This is a genomic window from Croceibacterium aestuarii (assembly GCF_030657335.1).
GTDB lineage: Bacteria > Pseudomonadota > Alphaproteobacteria > Sphingomonadales > Sphingomonadaceae > Croceibacterium_B > Croceibacterium_B aestuarii.
The window spans coordinates 1,375,335-1,393,514 of the sequence record NZ_CP131039.1 but is presented as its reverse complement, the minus strand read 5'-3'; the positions used below and the strand labels follow the sequence as shown (position 1 = coordinate 1,393,514).

17 protein-coding genes and 1 tRNA gene are annotated in these 18,180 nt (G+C 67.8%); 11 read left to right on the top strand and 7 right to left on the bottom strand.

The genetic code is table 11. From position 1 onward, the window contains the following. Window positions 1–131 precede the first annotated feature (131 nt). Entirely contained in the window at window positions 132–1,217 is a 1,086-nt protein-coding gene (gene recF / locus Q7I88_RS06670; RefSeq protein ID WP_305098263.1) for a DNA replication/repair protein RecF, read from the top strand. On the opposite strand, the gene Q7I88_RS06665 is transcribed toward recF, so the two are convergent. Continuing rightward, window positions 1,214–1,912 (bottom strand): arylesterase, encoded by a 699-nt coding sequence (locus Q7I88_RS06665; protein ID WP_305098262.1) that lies wholly within the window; start codon window positions 1,910–1,912, stop codon window positions 1,214–1,216. The two genes, recF and Q7I88_RS06665, sit on opposite strands and share 4 nt — an antisense overlap. A 48-nt stretch (window positions 1,913–1,960) precedes the next feature. On the opposite strand from Q7I88_RS06665, the gene Q7I88_RS06660 reads away from it, so the two are divergent. Next, window positions 1,961–2,647 (top strand): ABC transporter ATP-binding protein, encoded by a 687-nt coding sequence (locus Q7I88_RS06660; RefSeq protein ID WP_305098261.1) that lies wholly within the window; start codon window positions 1,961–1,963, stop codon window positions 2,645–2,647. Beyond that, window positions 2,644–5,163, top strand: a complete 2,520-nt coding sequence (locus tag Q7I88_RS06655) for an ABC transporter permease (protein ID WP_305098260.1) — start codon at window positions 2,644–2,646, stop codon at window positions 5,161–5,163. The genes Q7I88_RS06660 and Q7I88_RS06655 overlap by 4 nt, the downstream gene beginning before the upstream one ends. 155 nt (window positions 5,164–5,318) lie before the next feature. Here the strand turns inward: Q7I88_RS06655 and Q7I88_RS06650 are convergent, their stop codons facing one another. The 3 genes from Q7I88_RS06650 to Q7I88_RS06640 all read right to left on the bottom strand — a co-directional run bounded on the left by Q7I88_RS06650 (window position 5,319) and on the right by Q7I88_RS06640 (window position 9,174). Beyond that, window positions 5,319–8,036 (bottom strand): TonB-dependent receptor, encoded by a 2,718-nt coding sequence (locus Q7I88_RS06650; RefSeq protein WP_305098259.1) that lies wholly within the window; start codon window positions 8,034–8,036, stop codon window positions 5,319–5,321. A 176-nt stretch (window positions 8,037–8,212) separates the two neighbouring features. After that, entirely contained in the window at window positions 8,213–8,872 is a 660-nt protein-coding gene (locus tag Q7I88_RS06645; RefSeq protein ID WP_305098258.1) for an SdpI family protein, read from the bottom strand. Next, window positions 8,869–9,174 (bottom strand): metalloregulator ArsR/SmtB family transcription factor, encoded by a 306-nt coding sequence (locus Q7I88_RS06640; RefSeq protein ID WP_305098257.1) that lies wholly within the window; start codon window positions 9,172–9,174, stop codon window positions 8,869–8,871. The genes Q7I88_RS06645 and Q7I88_RS06640 overlap by 4 nt, the downstream gene beginning before the upstream one ends. A 95-nt stretch (window positions 9,175–9,269) precedes the next feature. Between Q7I88_RS06640 and Q7I88_RS06635 the strand changes: the two genes are divergently transcribed. Further along, window positions 9,270–10,436: a glycosyltransferase family 4 protein gene (locus tag Q7I88_RS06635; RefSeq protein ID WP_305098256.1), complete on the top strand. Its 1,167-nt coding sequence runs from the start codon at window positions 9,270–9,272 to the stop codon at window positions 10,434–10,436. Window positions 10,437–10,529: 93 nt separating this feature from the next. Here Q7I88_RS06635 and Q7I88_RS06630 read toward each other — a convergent pair whose 3' ends face one another. Continuing rightward, entirely contained in the window at window positions 10,530–11,132 is a 603-nt protein-coding gene (locus Q7I88_RS06630; RefSeq protein ID WP_305098255.1) for a PadR family transcriptional regulator, read from the bottom strand. Between the two features lie 224 nt (window positions 11,133–11,356). Between Q7I88_RS06630 and Q7I88_RS06625 the strand changes: the two genes are divergently transcribed. The 6 genes from Q7I88_RS06625 (at window position 11,357) to Q7I88_RS06600 (ending at window position 16,006) form a co-directional block, all read left to right on the top strand. Continuing rightward, window positions 11,357–12,676 carry a replication-associated recombination protein A gene (locus tag Q7I88_RS06625; RefSeq protein ID WP_305098254.1) on the top strand — a complete coding sequence of 440 codons (1,320 nt, stop codon included), beginning with the start codon at window positions 11,357–11,359 and terminating at the stop codon, window positions 12,674–12,676. Continuing rightward, the gene (locus tag Q7I88_RS06620) at window positions 12,669–13,541 is read left to right on the top strand and encodes a hypothetical protein (RefSeq protein WP_305098253.1); all 873 of its coding nucleotides are present in this window, start codon (window positions 12,669–12,671) and stop codon (window positions 13,539–13,541) included. The genes Q7I88_RS06625 and Q7I88_RS06620 overlap by 8 nt, the downstream gene beginning before the upstream one ends. Before the next feature lie 116 nt (window positions 13,542–13,657). Further along, window positions 13,658–14,014, top strand: coding sequence for a hypothetical protein (locus tag Q7I88_RS06615; protein ID WP_305098252.1), 357 nt, complete (start codon window positions 13,658–13,660; stop codon window positions 14,012–14,014). A 104-nt stretch (window positions 14,015–14,118) separates the two neighbouring features. Further along, window positions 14,119–14,193 (top strand) — tRNA-Thr (locus Q7I88_RS06610). A gap of 587 nt (window positions 14,194–14,780) precedes the next feature. Further along, window positions 14,781–15,212 carry a YybH family protein gene (locus Q7I88_RS06605; protein ID WP_439648367.1) on the top strand — a complete coding sequence of 144 codons (432 nt, stop codon included), beginning with the start codon at window positions 14,781–14,783 and terminating at the stop codon, window positions 15,210–15,212. Window positions 15,213–15,313: 101 nt separating this feature from the next. Next, window positions 15,314–16,006 (top strand): imm11 family protein, encoded by a 693-nt coding sequence (locus tag Q7I88_RS06600; protein WP_305098250.1) that lies wholly within the window; start codon window positions 15,314–15,316, stop codon window positions 16,004–16,006. Between the two features lie 339 nt (window positions 16,007–16,345). Here Q7I88_RS06600 and queF read toward each other — a convergent pair whose 3' ends face one another. Together queF and Q7I88_RS06590 are read right to left on the bottom strand one after the other, a co-directional pair. Then, window positions 16,346–16,816: a preQ(1) synthase gene (gene queF, locus Q7I88_RS06595; RefSeq protein WP_305098249.1), complete on the bottom strand. Its 471-nt coding sequence runs from the start codon at window positions 16,814–16,816 to the stop codon at window positions 16,346–16,348. A 68-nt stretch (window positions 16,817–16,884) separates the two neighbouring features. After that, window positions 16,885–17,295: a hypothetical protein gene (locus Q7I88_RS06590; protein ID WP_305098248.1), complete on the bottom strand. Its 411-nt coding sequence runs from the start codon at window positions 17,293–17,295 to the stop codon at window positions 16,885–16,887. A 40-nt stretch (window positions 17,296–17,335) separates the two neighbouring features. Here Q7I88_RS06590 and Q7I88_RS06585 point away from each other — a divergent pair, with 40 nt between their 5' ends. Then, window positions 17,336–18,145 (top strand): hypothetical protein, encoded by an 810-nt coding sequence (locus Q7I88_RS06585; RefSeq protein WP_305098247.1) that lies wholly within the window; start codon window positions 17,336–17,338, stop codon window positions 18,143–18,145. Window positions 18,146–18,180 lie beyond the last annotated feature (35 nt).

Sequence of the window (18,180 nt, the reverse complement as noted above, 5' to 3'; positions counted from 1 at the left end):
GCGGGCTTGGGCCACATTAGAGATTCGTTGATTATCAATAAATCCGCACGAGTGGTATTTTGCGCCAACTGTTGGGACGGCCATTTTGCCGTGGCGCCGGCGGCCGCCCTCGCCTAACCCGAAATACCCCGATGGCGCTCGACCGGATCACCCTTGCCAGCTTTCGCAACCATGCCGAGACCCGTCTCGAGGGCACCGCACGTCTCAACCTGCTGATCGGCGAAAACGGCGCCGGCAAGACCAACGTGCTCGAAGCGCTGTCGCTGCTGGCGCCGGGCCGCGGGCTCCGCCGGGCCGCCTTGCAGGATATCGCTGCCTCGACCGGTAACGGCAGCTTCGCGCTGAGCGCCGCTCTTGCAACCGGTGACGGTGAAGAGCCGGTCATGCTCGGCACCGGCACCCGGCCCGACCGGCCCGGAAGGCGGCTGGTCCAGGTCAACGGCGCCGACGCAAGTGCGATTACGCTCGGCGAATGGCTGGCGGTCGGCTGGCTGACCCCGGCGATGGACGGCCTGTTCGCCGACAGCGCGGGCGCAAGGCGGCGCTACATGGACCGACTCGCGGTCGCGCTCGACCCGTCGCATGCCCGCCATGCCAGCCGCTATGAGGCGGCACTGCGCGAGCGCAACCGCCTGCTGTCGGGCGAGGATGAGCCCGACCCGGCCTGGCTCGGCTCGGTCGAGACGCAGCTCGCCGAACACGGCGCGGCGCTCGCCGCCGGACGCGCTCTTCTGGTCGAACGGCTGACGCGGGAACTCGACGACCTGCCCGACCAGCCCTTCGCCCGCCCGCTCCTCACCTACGCCGCCGGCGGCCCGCTGGCGCGCGAGGCATTGGCCGAAGAACTCGCCCGCCAGCGCCCCCGCGACCGCGCCGCCCAGCGCACCCTCACCGGCCCGCACCGCGACGATCTCGATGTCCTCATGGCCGGAAAGGAAGCTCCCGCATCGAGCTGCTCGACCGGCGAACAGAAAGCCATGCTGATCGCCCTCACGCTGGCCCACGCCAGCCTCGCGGCCAAGGGACGCCCCGGCGTGCTGCTGCTCGATGAAGTGGCCGCGCACCTCGACCCGGTCCGGCGCGAGGCGCTGTTCGACCGGCTGCGCGAAGGGGCAGCGCAAGTCTGGCTGACCGGAACCGAGCGTGCGCCCTTCGAGGCCATTGTGGGCGAAGCGGCGACCTGGCGGGTGCGCGGCGGCACCGTCGAGCGGATCTAGCTCTTCGGCAATGCTCCGGCGACGGTATCGACCGTCGCGGCGACCATGTCCTCGATCCCTTCCGCGGTCGGGTGGATCCGGTCGGCCTGGCGCAGTTCGGGCTTGTCGTAGACCGGCTCGAGGAAGAACGGCACCAGCGTCGCCCCGTACTCCTTGGCCAACGCCGGGTACATGGCGTCGAAGTCGCGCTGGTACTGCGGGCCGGCATTGGGCGGCGCGCGCATGCCGTAGAGCACCACCGGGATTTTGCGCTGCCCCAGCTGGTCGAGGATCGCGGAAAGGTTGTCCTTCGCCTCTTGCGGCGAGAGTCCGCGCAGGAGGTCGTTGCCGCCCAGTTCGACCAGCGCCAGATCGGGTGGGCGCTGCATGGCGTTGAGCACGAAGTCGATCCGCTGCAGGCCGCCCGCGGTGGTATCGCCCGAGAGCCCGGCATCGGCGACGCTGGCGTTGATGCCGCGCGCGCGCAGCGCGGCTTCAAGCCGCTCGGGATACCCCTCGTCCTTTTCCAGCCCATAGCCGGCGAAGAGGCTGTCGCCGAACGCGAGTATCTGCCTTTCCTCGCCCACCACCGGAACCGCCGGCTCGGCCAGCGCGCGAGGCTCGGGCCCCGCAGTCTCGGCGGGAGCGGGCGGCGCCTCGCTGCCGCACGCCGCCAGGGCGAGAGCAGCGAGGATCGACCAAGAGCGACAATTCATTACCGGCGGCTCCTTGTTACGGTCTCGTCCCTATGCCATCGCTCGGGCGTGACAAGCCCCCTTGCAATTTGTGCTCGCGAGCTGTGCCTGACGCTCGGCGAAGGACCCGCGACGGTCGAGATCCTGCGCGGGATCGACCTCGACGTCGCCGCCGGCGAAACGCTCGCCCTGCTCGGGCCCTCGGGCTCGGGAAAGAGCTCGCTGATGGCGGTGCTGACCGGTCTCGAACGCGCGACATCCGGCTCGCTCACCGTCGCCGGAGCCGACTTCTCGGCGCTCGACGAGGATGCCCTCGCCCGCGCCCGGCGCGGCCGCATCGGCATCGTGCTGCAGGCCTTCCACCTCCTGCCGACGATGACCGCGCAGGAAAACGTCGCCACCCCGCTCGAACTGGCCGGGGTCGAGGGGGCGTGGGAGCGCGCGGCGGAAGAACTGGCGGCGGTCGGGCTGGGTCACCGCCTCGACCATTACCCGGCGCAGCTTTCGGGCGGCGAGCAGCAGCGCGTCGCCATTGCCCGCGCGATCGCCCCGCGCCCGCCGTTGGTCTTCGCCGACGAGCCGACCGGCAATCTCGACGCCGCCACCGGCGACACCGTGGCCGACTTGCTGTTCGCCCGCCGCGCCGAGACCGGGGCAACCTTGGTGGTCATCACCCACGACCCGGCGCTGGCCGAGCGCTGCGAACGCGTGGTGATGCTTGCAGACGGGCGGATCGCCTCGGACACGGCACGGTGACCGCCCTGCCCTGGTCCGCCGCTTGGCGCATTGCCCGGCGCGACCTGCACCGCCGTTTTCGCGGCCTCAAGCTCCTGCTGGTGTGCCTGTTTCTCGGTGTCGGCGCGCTCGCGGCGATCGGATCGCTGACTTCGGCCATTCGCGGCCAGCTCGACAGCCAGGGGCAGACGATCCTCGGCGGAGATCTGGAAGTCGAGGTGTGGCAGCGGCTGCTCAACGACGACGAACGCCGCTTCCTCGCCAGCTATGGCTGGCTGAGCGAAGGCTACAGAATGCAGGCTATCGCGCGCCACGGCGAGGCGACGGCACCGATCGAACTCAAGTCGGTCGACGCGATCTGGCCGCTTTACGGCAGGTTCACGCTGGCCGATGGCCGCGAGGCGGGTTCGCCGAGCGGCAACGAGGCATGGCTGGCACCGGGCGCGGCAGAGCGGCTCGGCGTGAAGGTGAACGACGCGATCAAGGTCGGAACCGAAGAGCTGCGCGTCGCGGGAATCATCGGCGACGAGCCCGACCGGCTGAGCGAGGGCTTCCAGCTGGGCCAGACGGTGATCGTGGCCAAGGACCTGCCCGAACGCGCCGGTCTGACCGCGCCCGGCGCGCTATACCAGACCAAGACACGCGTCAGGCTTAGCCGCGATGTCGATCCGGAAGGCCTCAAGGGAACACTCGCGAAGCGCTTCCCCGATGCCGGGTTCGACATCCGCACCCGCGATACCGCCTCGCCGGGGGCCGAGCGCTTCGTCAGCCGCATGGGCGAATTCCTCACCCTGGTGGGCCTGGCCGCGCTGGCGATCGCCGGCATCGGCATTGGCGGCGGCGTGTCGTCCTATCTCGAGGCGCGGCGGCGCAGCATCGCCACGCTCAAGATTCTCGGCGCGACGAGCGGCGACATCGCCCGCATCTACGCGCTCCAGGTCGGTGCCGCGGCTCTCATCGGCGCGCTCGCCGGCCTTGCCGCAGGGGTTTTGGTGACCCCGCTTCTGGCGAACGCCCTGGGCGACCTCCTGCCGGTGGGCGCGGACCTCGAACTCGCCCCCTGGGCGCTGGTCCGCGCGGCGGCTTTCGGATTGCTGGTGGCGCTGGTCTTCGCCGCACCCCCGTTGGCGCGGGCGCGCAAGTTTCCGGCGATGGCGCTGATGCGCGCGAGGGTCGCGCCGCTCGGCCGAGGCGGCCGCTCTGCCGCATTGCCGGTGGGTCTCGGTCTGGCGGGGATACTCGTGCTGGCCTTCGCCGGCGCACCGCAGCCCCTGTTGACTGCAGCTTTCCTCGCCGGCGCGGTGGTCCTGCTCGGCCTGCTGGCGCTGCTCGGGCGGGCCATCCGCACTCTCGCGGCGCGCATCCCACGTCCGTCCGACCCGATATTCCGCTCGGCGCTCGCCAACCTCTACCGCCCCGGCGCCGCCACTGCCTCGCTGGTCACCGCGCTCGGCTTCGGCCTGACCGCGTTTGTCCTGCTCGCAGCCGTTCAGACCGGCCTCGACGCCAATATTCGCCGCTCGGTCCCCGAGCGCGCCCCCGACTACTTCGTCCTCGACGTCCCCCGCGACGGCGCAGCCAGCTTTCGCCAGCTCGTCGCGTCGCTGGCGCCCGGTGCGACAATCGAGACAGTCCCGACCATGCGCGGCGCGATCCTCGCCTACGGGCCCAAGGGCCGTGAGCAGCGCGTATCGGAGCTCAAGGAGCTGCCCGAGGGCGCCTGGGCGCTGCGCGGCGAGCGCGGGCTGACTTACGCCGGGACCCTGCCCGAGGGAAACACACTGACCGCCGGCACATGGTGGCCGAAGGACTATTCGGGCGAGCCGCTCGTCTCGGTCGACGCCAACCTCGCGCAGGCGGCCGGGCTCGAGGTCGGCGACATGATCACCGTCGGCGTGCTCGGCGTCGAGCGCAGCGCGCGCATCGCCAACCTGCGGCGGATCGACTGGGAGAGTCTCGGCTTCAACTATGTTCTGGTTTTCTCACCCAACGCGCTCGAAGACGTCCCGCACAATCTCGCGGCGACGATCGATTTGCCCCGAGGGACCAGCGCCCCCGGTCTTCTGGCGAAGCTTGCAGCCGCCTTCCCCGCCAGCTCGGCGATCGAGGTCGGGCCTTTGCTCCGCGAAGCGCGGGCGATCCTCGACCGGGTCGCCCTGGCCATACTCGCCGCCGCTTCGGTGGCGGTGCTGGCAGGCATCGCGGTGCTGCTCGGCGCCATCGCCGCGGCCCGCGCCGCGCGGCTCTACGACGCGGTCATCCTGCGTGTGCTCGGGGCGAGCCGGGCGCAGCTCCTGCTGCTGCAGCTCGGCGAATTCGGCATACTGGCGGCGATCCTCGCGGCGGTCTCGCTGGCGCTGGGAACGGGCCTGGCTTGGCTGGTCGTCGTCGAGCTGTTCGAGTTCGACTGGTTGCCCGACTGGGGCGAGATCCTCGGCGTGCTCGGCGCCGGCGTGGCGCTGCTTTTGATCTTCGCGCTGGCCGCCTCGCTGCCCCTGCTGCGGGCCCGCCCGGCGCAGTCGCTGCGGGCGCTCTAGGCGAAAACGTCCTCGAGCGACGCGAAATACCGCTTCAGTGACAGGAACATCCACTTCATCGCGGCCCCTTGTCCCTGTCTTGGTGATAGATTCGCCGCGTACAAAAAAGAAAGGGGGCCCGAAAGCCCCCTTCCCCTCCTCCCCCGCGTGGGGTTTTACCACTTGAAGCGGGCAGTCGCCCCGTAGGTCCTGGGGTCGTTGATGTAGCCCGAAATGCCGCCGGCCTGCGCCACGGAGTCGAAGATCGTCTCGATGTTCTCGTCCTTGAGCAGGTTGCGGCCCCAGATTTCCACCGTCAAACCGTTGCCGAATTCGTAGCCGAGCGACGCGGTCAGATCGTTGCGCTCGACGGTGAACGGCTTCGCGGCTGCCAGTGCCGCCGTGTTGTCGATGATCGAGCCGTCGGGTCCGCGCACGAGGAATCCGGGCAGGCCCTCGACGATCTGCGTCTTGGACGAATAGAGATACGACACGCGGGGAATAAGCGTCCCGCGCCCGACCTGCATTTCGTACTGCGCACCCATGACCACGGTCCACTTGGGGATGCCCGCGGGCCTGGTGCCGGTCAGGTTGCCGACGGCCGAAGCGTTGAAGCTGTCGTATTTCGGGTCGAGGTAGGTCGTTGCGAAATTCAGCGTCAAACCGCTGAAGTTGGCCTGCGTTTCAAGTTCGACGCCGACGGTGCTCTGCTTGCCGGCGTTGAGCAGGGCGAAGCCGGTCCCGGTGAACAGATTGGTCTGGAAACCTTCGATCTGCTGATCGAACACAGCGAGGTTGGCCGAGATGCCGCCCGCGTTGTACTTCAACCCGGCTTCCATCACGCGCGACTTTTCCGGGCCGGCGTAGCGGCTGCCATAGGTCAGGTTGGGTACTGCGATCCCGGCATTCATGATGGCCGTGCGGTCCGCAAGGAACGGGCGGCTGTCGCGTGACAGGTTGACCGAGCTCGCCTTGAAGCCCGTCGCGTAGCTCGCATAGACATTGAGCGAGGGACTGACGTCGTAAGCGAGCCGCAGCGTGTAGCTGAAGTTGTCGTCCTGGGTTTTGCCCGGTTCGACCGCGTTCGGCAGGTTGAGGAACGGCGGCAGGAATTGCAGCGGCTTGAGCGCATTTAGCGGATTGGCCAGCGGGTTGTTGGCGTTGGCGTTGGCATAGGCCGTGGCGCCCGGTGCGATGACCGTCGCGTAGGCGGTGGCGCCTGCGGCACCCGCCGGGCTCGCGCCGGTGGCGAAGGCGAAGATTTCCGCCTGGGTGGCCGAACGGCCGAGACCCAGCGCCTGGCCCACGCCGGCCGCGAGCGCGCCGCCGTAGAGCAGCTGCTGGCGGAACGGCGCATACTGCGGCGCATTGAAGTCGATCGCAGCGAACGTGTCGGTGCTGACCGCCTCGGTCCTGAAGTGCTTGCTGTCGGTGGTCCAGTTGCCGCCCGCGGTGAAGACGAGTCCGTCGGTAATCTCGAAATCGGCTTGTCCGAACAGCGAGAGCGATCGGCTCGACAGCGAGAACTGGTTGTCGAAACCCTGCCCCGGTTGGAAGAACTGGTTGAGATATTTCGTCGGCTGACCTTCGAGCGCACCGAAGGTGCCCTCGAGGGTCGGCACGTCGAGTGCCCCGCCCGTTGCGCCCTGGATCAGGATGTTGGCGTAGGGCCGAAACTGCGTGCCGTAGAGCAGCGTTTCGCGTTGATCGACTTTGTCGGTCAGGAAAAACGCGCCGAGCAGCAGGTTGAGGCCGCTGGCAACTTCGCCGGTCCAGCGCAGTTCCTGCGTGAAGGTCTTGATCTTGGTGTCCTGCAGCAGGGGATAGACCAGGTCGGCGCTGGTGAAATCCGGATCCTGGACCGCCAACGAATTGGTCTTGCGCAGCGCGCTGATCGCGGTGACCGTACCCGGCCCCAGATCGCCTTGCAGCTCGATCGACCCGCCGAAGTTCTCGATCTTGTTGACCGAATTGAAGTTGTTGTAGACCACCCGGCTGAACGGATCGTTCGGATCGTTGGTCCGCCCGCCGAGCGCCAGGACCGCGGGGTAAGTCGGGCCGGGCTGGAGATTGACGACGCCGCAGCAGTTCTCGTCGATCTTGTCGTAATCGCCGATCACGCGGATCGAGCCCGCATCGCCTTCGTACAGCAGTTGCCCGCGAACGAACCAGCGATCGCGTTCGTTGGTGCGGTCCCCGGTGGCCGCGTCCTTGAAGAAGCCGTCGCGCTTGTTGAAGCCGCCGGCGATGCTGAAGGCGGTGTCCTCGCTGAGAGGCCCGGTGACCAGCGCCTTGCCGACCAGCGCATCGTAGTTGCCGTAGCTCAATTCGGCCGAACCGCCGAATTCGAACGAAGGCTTCTTGGTGGTGATCGAGATCACGCCGGCCGAGGCGTTCTTGCCGAACAGAGTCGATTGGGGCCCGCGCAGGACCTCGATGCGCTGCACATCCGGCAGGTCGGTAATCTGCGACACCGTGCGCGAGCGATAGACCCCGTCGACGAAGACGCCGACCGAGGGTTCGATACCTGGATTGTTGGCGCCGTTGCCGAAACCGCGGATGAAGAAGTTGGTGGCGCCAAGGTTCTGGCGCTGGCCGACGCTGAGCGAGGGCACGACGGTCTGCAGGTCCTTGAGGTCGCGGATTTGCGCGCGCTCGATGGTCTCGGCGGTGGTCACGGTAACCGCGACAGGGACTTCCTGAAGAGTCTGCTCGCGCTTCGTCGCGGTGACGACGATCTCGTTGCCGCTGGACTCGGGTTGGACGGCCGCCTGGTCTTCGGAATTGCCCTCGTCCTGGGCCTGCGCCGCGGGCGCGTGCAGAGCGGCGAAAGCCGTTCCGGTGAGCAGGAAAGCGCGGACAAGACCGGACTTGCCGGCAGATACCTTCAGCATTGAGTTCTCCATCTCCCAACGACGCGGGCCACATCTTGCGGTCGGCGCCGAGCAGTCCAAGCGGACCCTGATAATCGCCTGTCTGGGGATACTCAATCGCCTGCGCAAAACTAGTAACAGGCGTAACGCTTATTGTTGCCCGCGTGTCACACTCGGTATTGCGAAGGAACCACGCATCACGCGCCGCGCTTCTTCCGGCTCCACAACCACCAGCTATAGACAATCGGCACCAAGGCACTGGCAAGGATCACCGCCAGCATGACCGGGCCGCGCACATGTGCGTCGAATGGGAGCAGCGAAAGAACGACGAGCACTGCGCCGGCCAGCATCATCAGCTTGCCGCCCAGCCGGTGTGTCGCAATCCACACGTCCTCGTCGACAATCGTCCACGGCGTACGGATGCCGACGAAGAAGCCTGGCCGCGACTTGGGCAGCACATTGCCCAAGACCAGCAGGAACAGCCCGAGCGGGAGCATGATCATGTCCCCGCGGACGTGGTAGCCGAAGGCCTGCGCGCCGATCATGGCCTGCACGAAGACCAGCAGGACAAGCACGCCGATCCATGCCGTGCGCATCAGCGGAGCCGAGGCTTCCAGCCGATCCTGCAACGGTTCGATCCTCGGCAAGACCGAGAATACCAGCGAGACCAGCAGTCCGATCCCGGCCGGCAACAACAGCGCCATCAGCGCCGGCTGGGTGCGGTCGGCCTCGCCGCTGAGATTCCAGTGCGTCGCCAGTTCGGCTCCGGCCGGCAGGCGCGCCGCGGCATAGAAGGCGAAGGCCGACATCGCCGCGCAAACGACCAGCGAAATGAGCAGCAGCTTGCCCGTCTTCATGGCGAATTCTCCGTCTCCGGGCGGCCGCCGGCATCCGCACCGCGGCTTATGCCCATGCGATTCATGAACCCCATCACCGCTTCCTCGAGCGTCGACAGGTTGAGCGTGTAGACGATGTGCCCGGCGCGATTCTCGCCGCGGATCAGCCCGGCCGCCTTGAGCTTGGCGAAATGGCCCGACATGGTCGGCTTGCTGACCGGAAAGTGATCCGCCAGCTGGCCCGCGGTCATGCCGCCGCGCTTGAGCAGCTCGAGCACTTCGCGGCGGATTGGATGCGACAGGGCATCGAAGACTACACTCATGGTAATTAGGCACTAGCCTAAATAAGCATTCGCTTGCAAGCGCATTGGCCGTGCGCCCCTCGCCATATGCGACTTTCGCCATTATGGGCGCTCGCATGAGGATCTCGGGCCTGCGAATTGCCTTGTTCAGCGGCAATTACAACATGACCGTCGACGGGGCCAATCGGGCGCTCAACCGGTTGGTCGAATATCTGCAACGGCAGGGCGCGACCGTGCGCGTCTATTCGCCGACCAGCGACGATCCGGCCTTCGAGCCGCAGGGAACTCTGGTTTCGCTCCCCTCGATCGCCATCCCAACGCGCGCCGAATACCGCTTTCCGCTCGGCCTCAACGCCCGCGTCCGCGGCGACCTCGAAGCGTTCGATCCGCACATCGTGCACTTGTCCTCGCCCGATCTTTCGGCACGCGCTGCGGCGCGTTGGGCGCAGAGCCACGGCATACCGATCCTCGCTTCGGTGCACACGCGCTTCGAAACCTACTTTCGCTACTACGGGATCGGCTTTCTCGAGAAGCCCTGCGAAGACTGGATTCGCGGGCTGTACCGGCGCTGCGATGCGCTGGTGACGCCCTCGGCCGGGATGGTCGAAGTGCTGCGCGAGCAGGGCATGAACGACGACATCTCGCTGTGGGAACGCGGAGTCGACCGCAACATCTTCTCGCCCGATCGCCGCAGCCTCGAATGGCGCCGTTCGCTCGGCATCGCCGACGAGGAGGTCGCCATCGGCTTTCTCGGCCGGCTGGTCATGGAGAAGGGCCTCGACGCTTTCGCCGACGCCATCGACCAACTGGCCAAGCGCAAGATCGCACACCGCGTCCTCGTCATCGGTGACGGCCCGGCGCGGGGCTGGTTCGCCGAGCGGTTGCCCGACGCGGTGTTCGCCGGCTTCCAGGGCGGAACGAATCTCGGCCGTGCGGTCGCCTCGCTCGACGTGCTGTTCAACCCTTCGGTGACCGAGACGTTCGGCAACGTCACCCTCGAAGCCATGGCCTGCGGCGTACCGGTTCTCGCCGCGCGCGCGACTGGGAGTTCCAGTCTCGTCGACGACGGGGTCACCGGCCTGATGGTGGAGCCGGGCGACGCGGCGGGCTTCGCCGATGCGCTTGCCCGCTATATCGCCGATCCCGAGCTTCGCCGGGCGCACGGCGCCGCCGGCGAAGAGCGCAGCCGGGCCTATTCGTGGGACGCTATCAACCAGGCCGTGGCCGACACTTACCTGCGGCTTATCGCCGCGCGCAAAGGCAGTGCTGCCCCGCTGGCGTAGCCGTTATGCCAGACAGAGGACCGCCGCCTGCGGCCCCTCCCCTCGGGCCTCTGGACCCGAGAGGAGGGAATATCGCGGCGAGGGCGGCTCGGCCTAGAGGCGCTCGATCTTGCGCGCGGCCTCGTCGATGACGTCGACGATATCCTCAATGATCTTGCCGCCGAAGTCCCCCGCGCGCCGGTGCAACCGGACGGCGTTGCGCAAGTTTTCCATCGCCCGATGCATCTGCCGGTGCGGAGAAGAGTGCACCTTCTCGCCGACCTTTGCGAGCCGCTCGAACAGCGCGTCGACGGTGGCGGCTTCCCGTTCCAGCTCCTCGCGCCCTGAAGCGGTCGCTTCGAACACCTTGCGCGAGGTATCGTCGGGCAGTTCGGCGATGACGCCTTCGTCGACCATCAGCTGCAAAGTGGGATAGATCACCCCCGGGCTCGGGGCGTATTCGCCGGCGGTCAGCTCTTCCATTGCCTTGATGAGGTCGTACCCGTGTCGCGGTTGCTCGGCGATCAGCTTGAGCAAGGCGAGGCGCAGTTCGGCGCGGTCGAACATGCGGCGCCTGCGGCCGCCGCCCCCGCCGAAGGGACCGCCGGGCCCAAACGGGCCTTCCGGGCCGAACGGTCCGTCGGTGCCGAAGGGGCCATCCGGCCCGAACGGCCCTTCGGGACCAAAGCCGGCGTGGCGCCCGAATTCGCGTGACATGCGCCTCCCGGCACGGGCGGCCTGCCTCCAGGCGCGGCGCATTTCGCGCTCGTCTAAATTGCATCGCATCGTGAATATCCTTCTCTTCGATGTTCTGCGATATATCTTAGATTATCGAAGATGCAAGACCCTTTGACGAATATTCTGCCGTAGAGGACGCCTGGAGAGGCGCCGATCGACGCGTTGCTGGGCAATCGCGCTTCGGGTGCCTATCTAGTCCGGCCATGGCCGACCTCTTCCCCGACACCGTCTCGCAGCAGCCAAACGGCGCCGATTCCGCACGCGAGGATGCGCCGCTCGCGGATCGTCTGCGGCCCGCAGCGCTGAACGAAGTCATCGGCCAGGACCACCTGACCGGTCCGCAAGGCGCGATCGGCCGCATGGTCGCGGCGGGCAAGCTGTCGAGCATGGTGCTGTGGGGGCCGCCCGGCACCGGCAAGACCTCGATCGCCCGCCTTCTCGCCCATGCCACGGGCATGCGCTACGTCGCGATCAGCGCGGTGTTCAGCGGGGTCGCCGACCTCAAGAAGGCCTTTGTCGAGGCCGAGAAGGCGCGCGAAGCCGGGCAGCGCACCTTGCTGTTCGTGGACGAGATCCACCGTTTCAACCGCGCCCAGCAAGACGGCTTCCTGCCCTTTGTCGAACGCGGCACGGTGACGCTGGTCGGAGCAACAACCGAGAACCCGAGCTTTGAGCTCAACGCCGCTCTGCTGAGCCGCGCGCAGGTGCTGATCCTCCACCGCCTCGACGCCGAAGCGCTCGAGCAGCTGCTCGCCCGCGCCGAGGAACTCGAAGGTCCCTTGCCACTCACCCCCGAGGCGCGCGACGCGCTGGTCGCGAGCGCCGACGGCGACGGACGGTTTCTGCTCAACCAGGCCGAAACGCTCTATTCCGCCGGGATAGACGCGCCGCTTGGGCCAGCCGAGCTCGGCGAATTCCTGCAGCGCCGGGTGGCGGTCTACGACAAGGATCGCGAAGGACATTACAACCTCATCAGCGCCTGGCACAAAAGCCTGCGCGGGTCCGATCCGCAGGCCACGCTCTATTACCTCGCGCGAATGCTCGTCGCGGGCGAAGAGCCGCTGTTCGTGCTGCGCCGGCTGACCCGCGCCGCGGTCGAGGACATTGGCCTCGCCGACCCGCAGGCGCTGGCCCAGTGTATCGCCGCCAAGGAGGCCTACCAGTTCCTCGGCACGCCCGAAGGCGAACTGGCGATCGTCCAGGCCTGCCTCTACTGCGCCACCGCGCCCAAATCGAACGCCGCCTACAAGGCCCAGAAGGCGGCCTGGAAGAGCGCGCGCGAGACCGGCAGCCTGATGCCGCCGATGAACATCGTGAACGCCCCGACCAAGCTGATGAAGGACATCGGCTACGGCAAGGATTACGCCTACGACCACGATGCCGAGGACGGCTTCTCCGGAGCCGACTACTGGCCCGAGGGCATGGCGCCGCAGCGCTATTACCGTCCGGTCGAGCGCGGTTTCGAGCGCGAGGTGGCCAAGCGCATGGAGTACTGGGACAAGCTGCGGCGCGAGCGTGGCTGAGCGCTTCCGGCACTTCGTCGCGATCGACTGGTCGGGCGCGGCCGGCGAGCGGCACAAGGGCCTCGCGGTTGCCATTGCCGACGCTGCGGGGGGCGCCCCGACTCTGGTCGACCACCGTTGGTCCCGAAGCGACGTGCTGGCCCTGCTGCAGGACCTGCCGCCCGACACGCTGGTCGGGCTCGACCTTGGCATCTCGCTGCCCTTCGCCGACTGCGGCGCGTTCTTTCCCGGCTGGGACGAGAGCCCGCCCGACGCCCGCGCGCTCTGGGCGCTGGTCGACCGGCTGTGCGCCGCCGATCCGCACTTTGCCGCGCAGGGTTTCGTCGATCATCCCGCCGCCTCTGCGTTCTTCCGCAACGGCACCCGGGAAGGCGCGCATTTCCGCTGCGACGGCGCCGGGCATGGCCGCGGGCGTTTCCGGGTAACCGAGGCCGAGCAGGCCAGGCTCGGCTGCCGCCCGACCTCGAACTTCAACCTCGTCGGCGCGTCGCAGGTCGGCAAGTCGAGCCTGACTGGAATGCGCCTGCTTCACCGCCTCGCCGGCCGGGTGCCGGTCTGGCCGGTCGATCCGCTGCCCGCCGCCGGGTCGGTGGTGACCGAGATCTACACCACCATCGCCGCGCTCGCCGCGGGCCGCAGTGCGGGCAAGGCGAAGATGCGCAGCTTCGAGGAGGTCAACGCGGCGCTCGCCGCGCTCGGCTCGCCCCCGGTTCCCGCTAGCGGCCCGACCGACGACCACTCGGCCGACGCCCTCGTCACCGCGGCTTGGCTGCGCACCGCGGCCGGCCAACCCGAGCTTTGGTCGCCGGCTGCCATGACCGATGCCATCGCCGCGACCGAGGGCTGGACTTTCGGGGTGCCCTGACCACGGGTCGCCTGTTCCGTCCATCATTTCAACGCGTTCGGGCCACTCGCGCGGACCGATTGCCGGCCGGCGCCGTTGTTCGGGCGACACCCGATTGCACAAAGGAGATCCCCATCATGCGCCTCTCATCTCTCGCCAAGCCGCTCGGCTGGTTCTCGCTCGCGCTCGGCGCCGCCGAGCTGCTCGCGCCGCGCAAGATCGCCCGCGCCCACGGCGCGCCGGACGGCGACAAGCTGGTCCGCGCCTTCGGCGCCCGCGAGATCGCCGCCGGCGTCGGCGTGCTCGCCCGGCCGGGCAGCGCCTGGCCGCTCGTCGCGCGCGCCGGGGGCGACCTCCTCGACGTCGCCGCCGCCGGCTACGCGGCCAAGGGCGCGCACGGATCGGCGCGCAAGATGGCGCTGGTCTCACTCGCGACGGTGGCCGGGTTCTTCGTACTCGACTCGCTCGTCGCCCGCTCGGTCGCCCGCGCCTGAGGCCGCTGCGCCGGCACGCCGCCCCTTGCCTTGCCGGCCCGCTTCGCTAGGGGAGCACGGCCCGTCGTGGTGCACTCGCGCAGGACGACGGGGAGAACGGGCGTGCCGGCTTAGCACAGTGGTAGTGCAGCGGTTTTGTAAACCGAAGGTCGGGGGTTCAAATCCCTCAGCCGGCACCATTCCGCCGCAAGAAGGTGACACGGATGGACCGGGTGTGACACGGTCCAGGGGCAAAAAAGCGCCCCCTGAGACGCAGCCTTCCCCTGTCATGGCGGACATCGTCCTGAGCAGGTTCTCAGGCAGGGCCGCCAGCAAGGCCGCATCGGCCCCGTTCCCCGCCGTGCGCAGCGCCTCGTCCCACGCCCGCGCGAAACCCGCATCGCGCCCGCGCAGCGCATAGGCCTTCTGCCGCGACATCCCGACGCACGCGCAGGCCCGCCTGACGTCACACCCGCGGGCAAGGTGGTCGAGGAACTGCGCGCGGCGCTCCGGCGTCCACCCGTCCCGGCGGGGCTTGCGAGTGGATTGAGAGACGATGGCCATGATCCGCTTCTCCTGCCGGGACGAACAGCGAATCGGATCCCTTATGCAGGACGGGGCGTGTAGGAAAATGATTTTGCCGGGGAGCACCCAAGGGCCGACAGACCGCTATCGAACCTTCCGTGCCATAAGTTGCCTGGCGACAAACGACCCAATTGCGGACGTTGACCTCATCATTTTTTGATCTTTAAAGCAGTCGCAGAAGCTAATCGCCGTGGAGGTTTGATTGCCATTTCTAGCATCGCCGGAAGACTTCGCCCGAGAGTTTCAGAATGCGTGGAACTCACACGATATGAGTGCGCTCGCAGCCCTCTTTCACAAGGATGCTAGCTTTGTGAATCGTTTTGGGCATTTGGTGCACGGAGTTGACCAGATCGTCGGCCTGCACAAGCCAATCCATGAAACCGTCTATAGCGATTCGACACTCGAAAATGAGACAATCGATACGACTACAATTGCTGAAGGTGTCGTTGTCGCACACTTTTGGAGCCGTCTCACCACTGGATCAGCACATCCAGCAGGCGTCACAAAGGTCGATACACTTATTCTTGCGGTCTTGACTCGTGAAAACAACGGGTGGCTAGTCAAAGCTCTGGAAAATGTGACCCTGACAGATCCTCGCACTGGCGAATTAAAGCTTAGAAGTACTGACGACTAGGTTCCCGCCGACTTGACTCGTTCGCATTTGCTGCGCCAATGTACATTGGCGCGCGCCGCGCCGCGAAGTAGCAATGGTGGTTTGGGTCGGAGGGAGCCGGGATGGCTTGGGCCGTTCAGATGGAATACGGCGCTCCACGGCGTCCGGACTTCAAGTGGGACGACAGGCCGGAGACCCTCGCGCTCTTCGGCTTCAGCCATGGCAGGGTGGTCGATGACCTCTCGATGCTTCCGACCAGGGCGACTCAGAAAGACAAGAAGAAGCTGTGCGACGTGTTCCCGATGCCGGGCCTGAACGCCGTCAGCGCGAAGTTCAAGTCGATCGTCGAGGAGTTCGAGCCCGACACGCACCAGTTCTTCCCGATCTCGCTCAACGCGAAAGACGGCACGCCCTACGAGGAGGAGTATTTCATCTTCAACGCGTGCCAGCGCTTCGACGCCATCCTTCCCGACCAGTCGAAGTCTCTGCACTGGTCCGAGAAGAAGGCGGGCGAGTGGAAAGGCATGCCTTTCCTCAACGGAACCGCGAGCGACCTGGTGCTGAGCAGACCCGCGATCGGCGACCACCACCTGTGGGTTTCGCGGCTGATACTTGGCGGACACGTCTTCTTCTCCGACCCGCTGAAGGCCCGGATGGAGAAGGAGAAGGTCCGCTACGTTCTCTACGACAAGGCGGAAGAGGTGGATCGCGATCTCGATCTTATCCAGCAGATTCGTCCGACCAAAGACTGGTTGGTTGGCAACCAGCGGCATTGGGTCGAGCAGAATTTTCCGGAATGGCTCCACGCCGAGTAAGGCCGCGCGCGGGCTTTTGCACTGCGCGCGGAGCATTTACGCCGGAACCACAGACCAAAAAACGCGAGGTCGGACTCAAGAGCCGCTGTCTGGTACACATCGTTGCATTCTGAATAGATCGCAGCGCGGAATTGCGCGCTTCGGAACTGATGACCTGTCCCCGGAATGACAGAAATGAGGCGATTGCTGCCGAAGCTTTTCGGCCCCACGAACGGCTGCTTTACCCCCTAAAGCCGTTCGAACCTGCCAGTCCGCAAACCACCCACTAGCAGCCATTCAAGAGACAGGTTGCCCCGTCGGTGGATGACACGGCGGACGGTCTTGGCTACCCCTTACCTCTTACCCCCTGCCCCGATAGCCCGGCACACCCTGGTCCGGCACCCACAGCCCCTCGGGCACAGGGCCCGTCTGCCAGAAGACGTCGATGGGGATACCGCCGCGCGGGTACCAGTAGCCGCCGATGCGCAGCCAGCGCGGCTGCATCTCTTCGGCGAGGCGCTGGCCGATGCCGACGGTGACGTCCTCGTGGAAGCCGCAGTGGTTGCGAAAAGCGGAGAGGAACAGCTTGAGGCTCTTGCTCTCGACGATGCTCTCGGCTGGGGCGTAGTCGATGACCAGGTGGGCGAAGTCGGGCTGGCCCGTCACCGGGCACAGCGAAGTGAACTCGGGCGCGGCGAAGCGCACGCAGTAGAGCGCGGCCGGGCGCGGGTTGGGCACGTAGTCGAGCGTTGCCTCGCCCGGCGAGGCGGGCAGCGCGCTCTGGCGGCCGAGATGAAGCGGGGCGGCGCCGGTATCGTGCGTGTCGTTCATGCCACGCCTGATGCCGCTTCGCGCCGCGTCCCGCAAGCGGGCGCGCGTTGACGCGGCGAATTCAGCGGCTATTCACCGCGCCCCGCCTCATCGCGGGCGACCATACAGCCCATGCTACGACGCGCCCTCCCCCTCGCCGGCATCGCCGCGCTGACAGCCGTTTCGGCGCAGGCCGCGGTCAGCGATTTCCGCCTCCCGCCGGCGCCCTCGCCGACGCCGACGCCGCGGGTCGAAGGCCCGGTCGATCCCGAGCTGCCGCGACCCGTCGCCGCACCCACGCCGACGCCCTCTCCCACCCCCGCTACCGCCCCCAGCGCTGCGCCGAGGCCGGTGCCCTCGGGCGCAGCCGGAACCTCCGCCACGCCGGTGATCCAGCCGCTTCCTTCACCCAGCGCGCGGCCCTCGCCCGGCCCGACGCCGCGGCTGAGTGCGCGTCCGTCGCCCACGCCGAGCCCGGCCGCGACTTCCGCGGCGGGCACACCAGCCCCCTCACCGCGGCCGACTGCCTCTGCCGGCACAGTGCCGCTGCCCGCGTTCACCCCCGCGCCCGGGGCCGCCGCGGCGCCCGCCGCCACCGCGGCCGCAGACGCCGAGGGCGGCCTGCCGTGGGGCTGGATCGGCGCGGTGGCGGCGCTGCTCGCGCTGGCGGGCTTTGGCCTGTGGCTGCGGCGCAGAAGCGCCGGACCGCGCGCGACGGTGCTGATCGTCCCCGAAATCGAGCGCCCGCGCGTCCCCGACAAGCCGGCGGCGCCGGAAGGTGGCGGGACCGCCGCCGCGCCGCCCGCGCCGACGTTCGTCACCACCGGCGCTGCCGTGCCCGTTCCGGCCGAGGCGCCCGAGCCGGCTGCGGCTGCGCACGCGGATCACCCGCTGCATATCCGCATCGAGCCCCTCAAGCTCACCCAGACGATGATGAACATGACGCTCGGCTACCGCCTCGAGCTGACCAACCGGGGATCGGACGCGCTGAGCAACCTCGCAGTTGCCGCCGACCTCGTTGGGGCGCATGCTTCGCTGCCGCGCGAGGCGCAGCTCGCCGCGCCGGACAGCGCGCTGGCCGAGCAACACCGGGTCGCCTCGCTGCCCCCGGGCGAAACCGTCGCGCTGAAGGGCGAGCTGCGGCTGCCGCTGGCCAACGTCGTGCCGATCCGACAGGGCAGCGCGGTCGTGCTCGTCCCGCTGGCGCGCTTCCGCACCTCCTCTGACGGCGAAGCGCCGCGCTGCTTCACCGTCGTCGTCGGCCAGCCCGGGGCGAACGGGGCGATCCAGCCGTACCGGCTCGATATCGGCCTGCGCTCGGTCGAAGGGCTGACCGGCCGCGCCTTCTAGCTGGACGCGTGCCCGCGCATTTCCTACCCCGGGGG

Bases quoted from the DNA above. Each gene is read 5' to 3' on its own strand.
- Q7I88_RS06625 (WP_305098254.1), top strand. From the start codon at position 11,357: ATGGCCGACCTCTTCCCCGACACCGTCTCGCAGCAGCCAAACGGCGCC.
- queF (WP_305098249.1), bottom strand. From the start codon at position 16,816: ATGAACGACACGCACGATACCGGCGCCGCCCCGCTTCATCTCGGCCGC.
- recF (WP_305098263.1), top strand. From the start codon at position 132: ATGGCGCTCGACCGGATCACCCTTGCCAGCTTTCGCAACCATGCCGAG.
- Q7I88_RS06615 (WP_305098252.1), top strand. From the start codon at position 13,658: ATGCGCCTCTCATCTCTCGCCAAGCCGCTCGGCTGGTTCTCGCTCGCG.
- Q7I88_RS06650 (WP_305098259.1), bottom strand. From the start codon at position 8,036: ATGCTGAAGGTATCTGCCGGCAAGTCCGGTCTTGTCCGCGCTTTCCTG.
- Q7I88_RS06635 (WP_305098256.1), top strand. From the start codon at position 9,270: ATGAGGATCTCGGGCCTGCGAATTGCCTTGTTCAGCGGCAATTACAAC.
- Q7I88_RS06600 (WP_305098250.1), top strand. From the start codon at position 15,314: ATGGCTTGGGCCGTTCAGATGGAATACGGCGCTCCACGGCGTCCGGAC.
- Q7I88_RS06630 (WP_305098255.1), bottom strand. From the start codon at position 11,132: ATGTCACGCGAATTCGGGCGCCACGCCGGCTTTGGTCCCGAAGGGCCG.
- Q7I88_RS06645 (WP_305098258.1), bottom strand. From the start codon at position 8,872: ATGAAGACGGGCAAGCTGCTGCTCATTTCGCTGGTCGTTTGCGCGGCG.
- Q7I88_RS06665 (WP_305098262.1), bottom strand. From the start codon at position 1,912: ATGAATTGTCGCTCTTGGTCGATCCTCGCTGCTCTCGCCCTGGCGGCG.
- Q7I88_RS06640 (WP_305098257.1), bottom strand. From the start codon at position 9,174: ATGAGTGTAGTCTTCGATGCCCTGTCGCATCCAATCCGCCGCGAAGTG.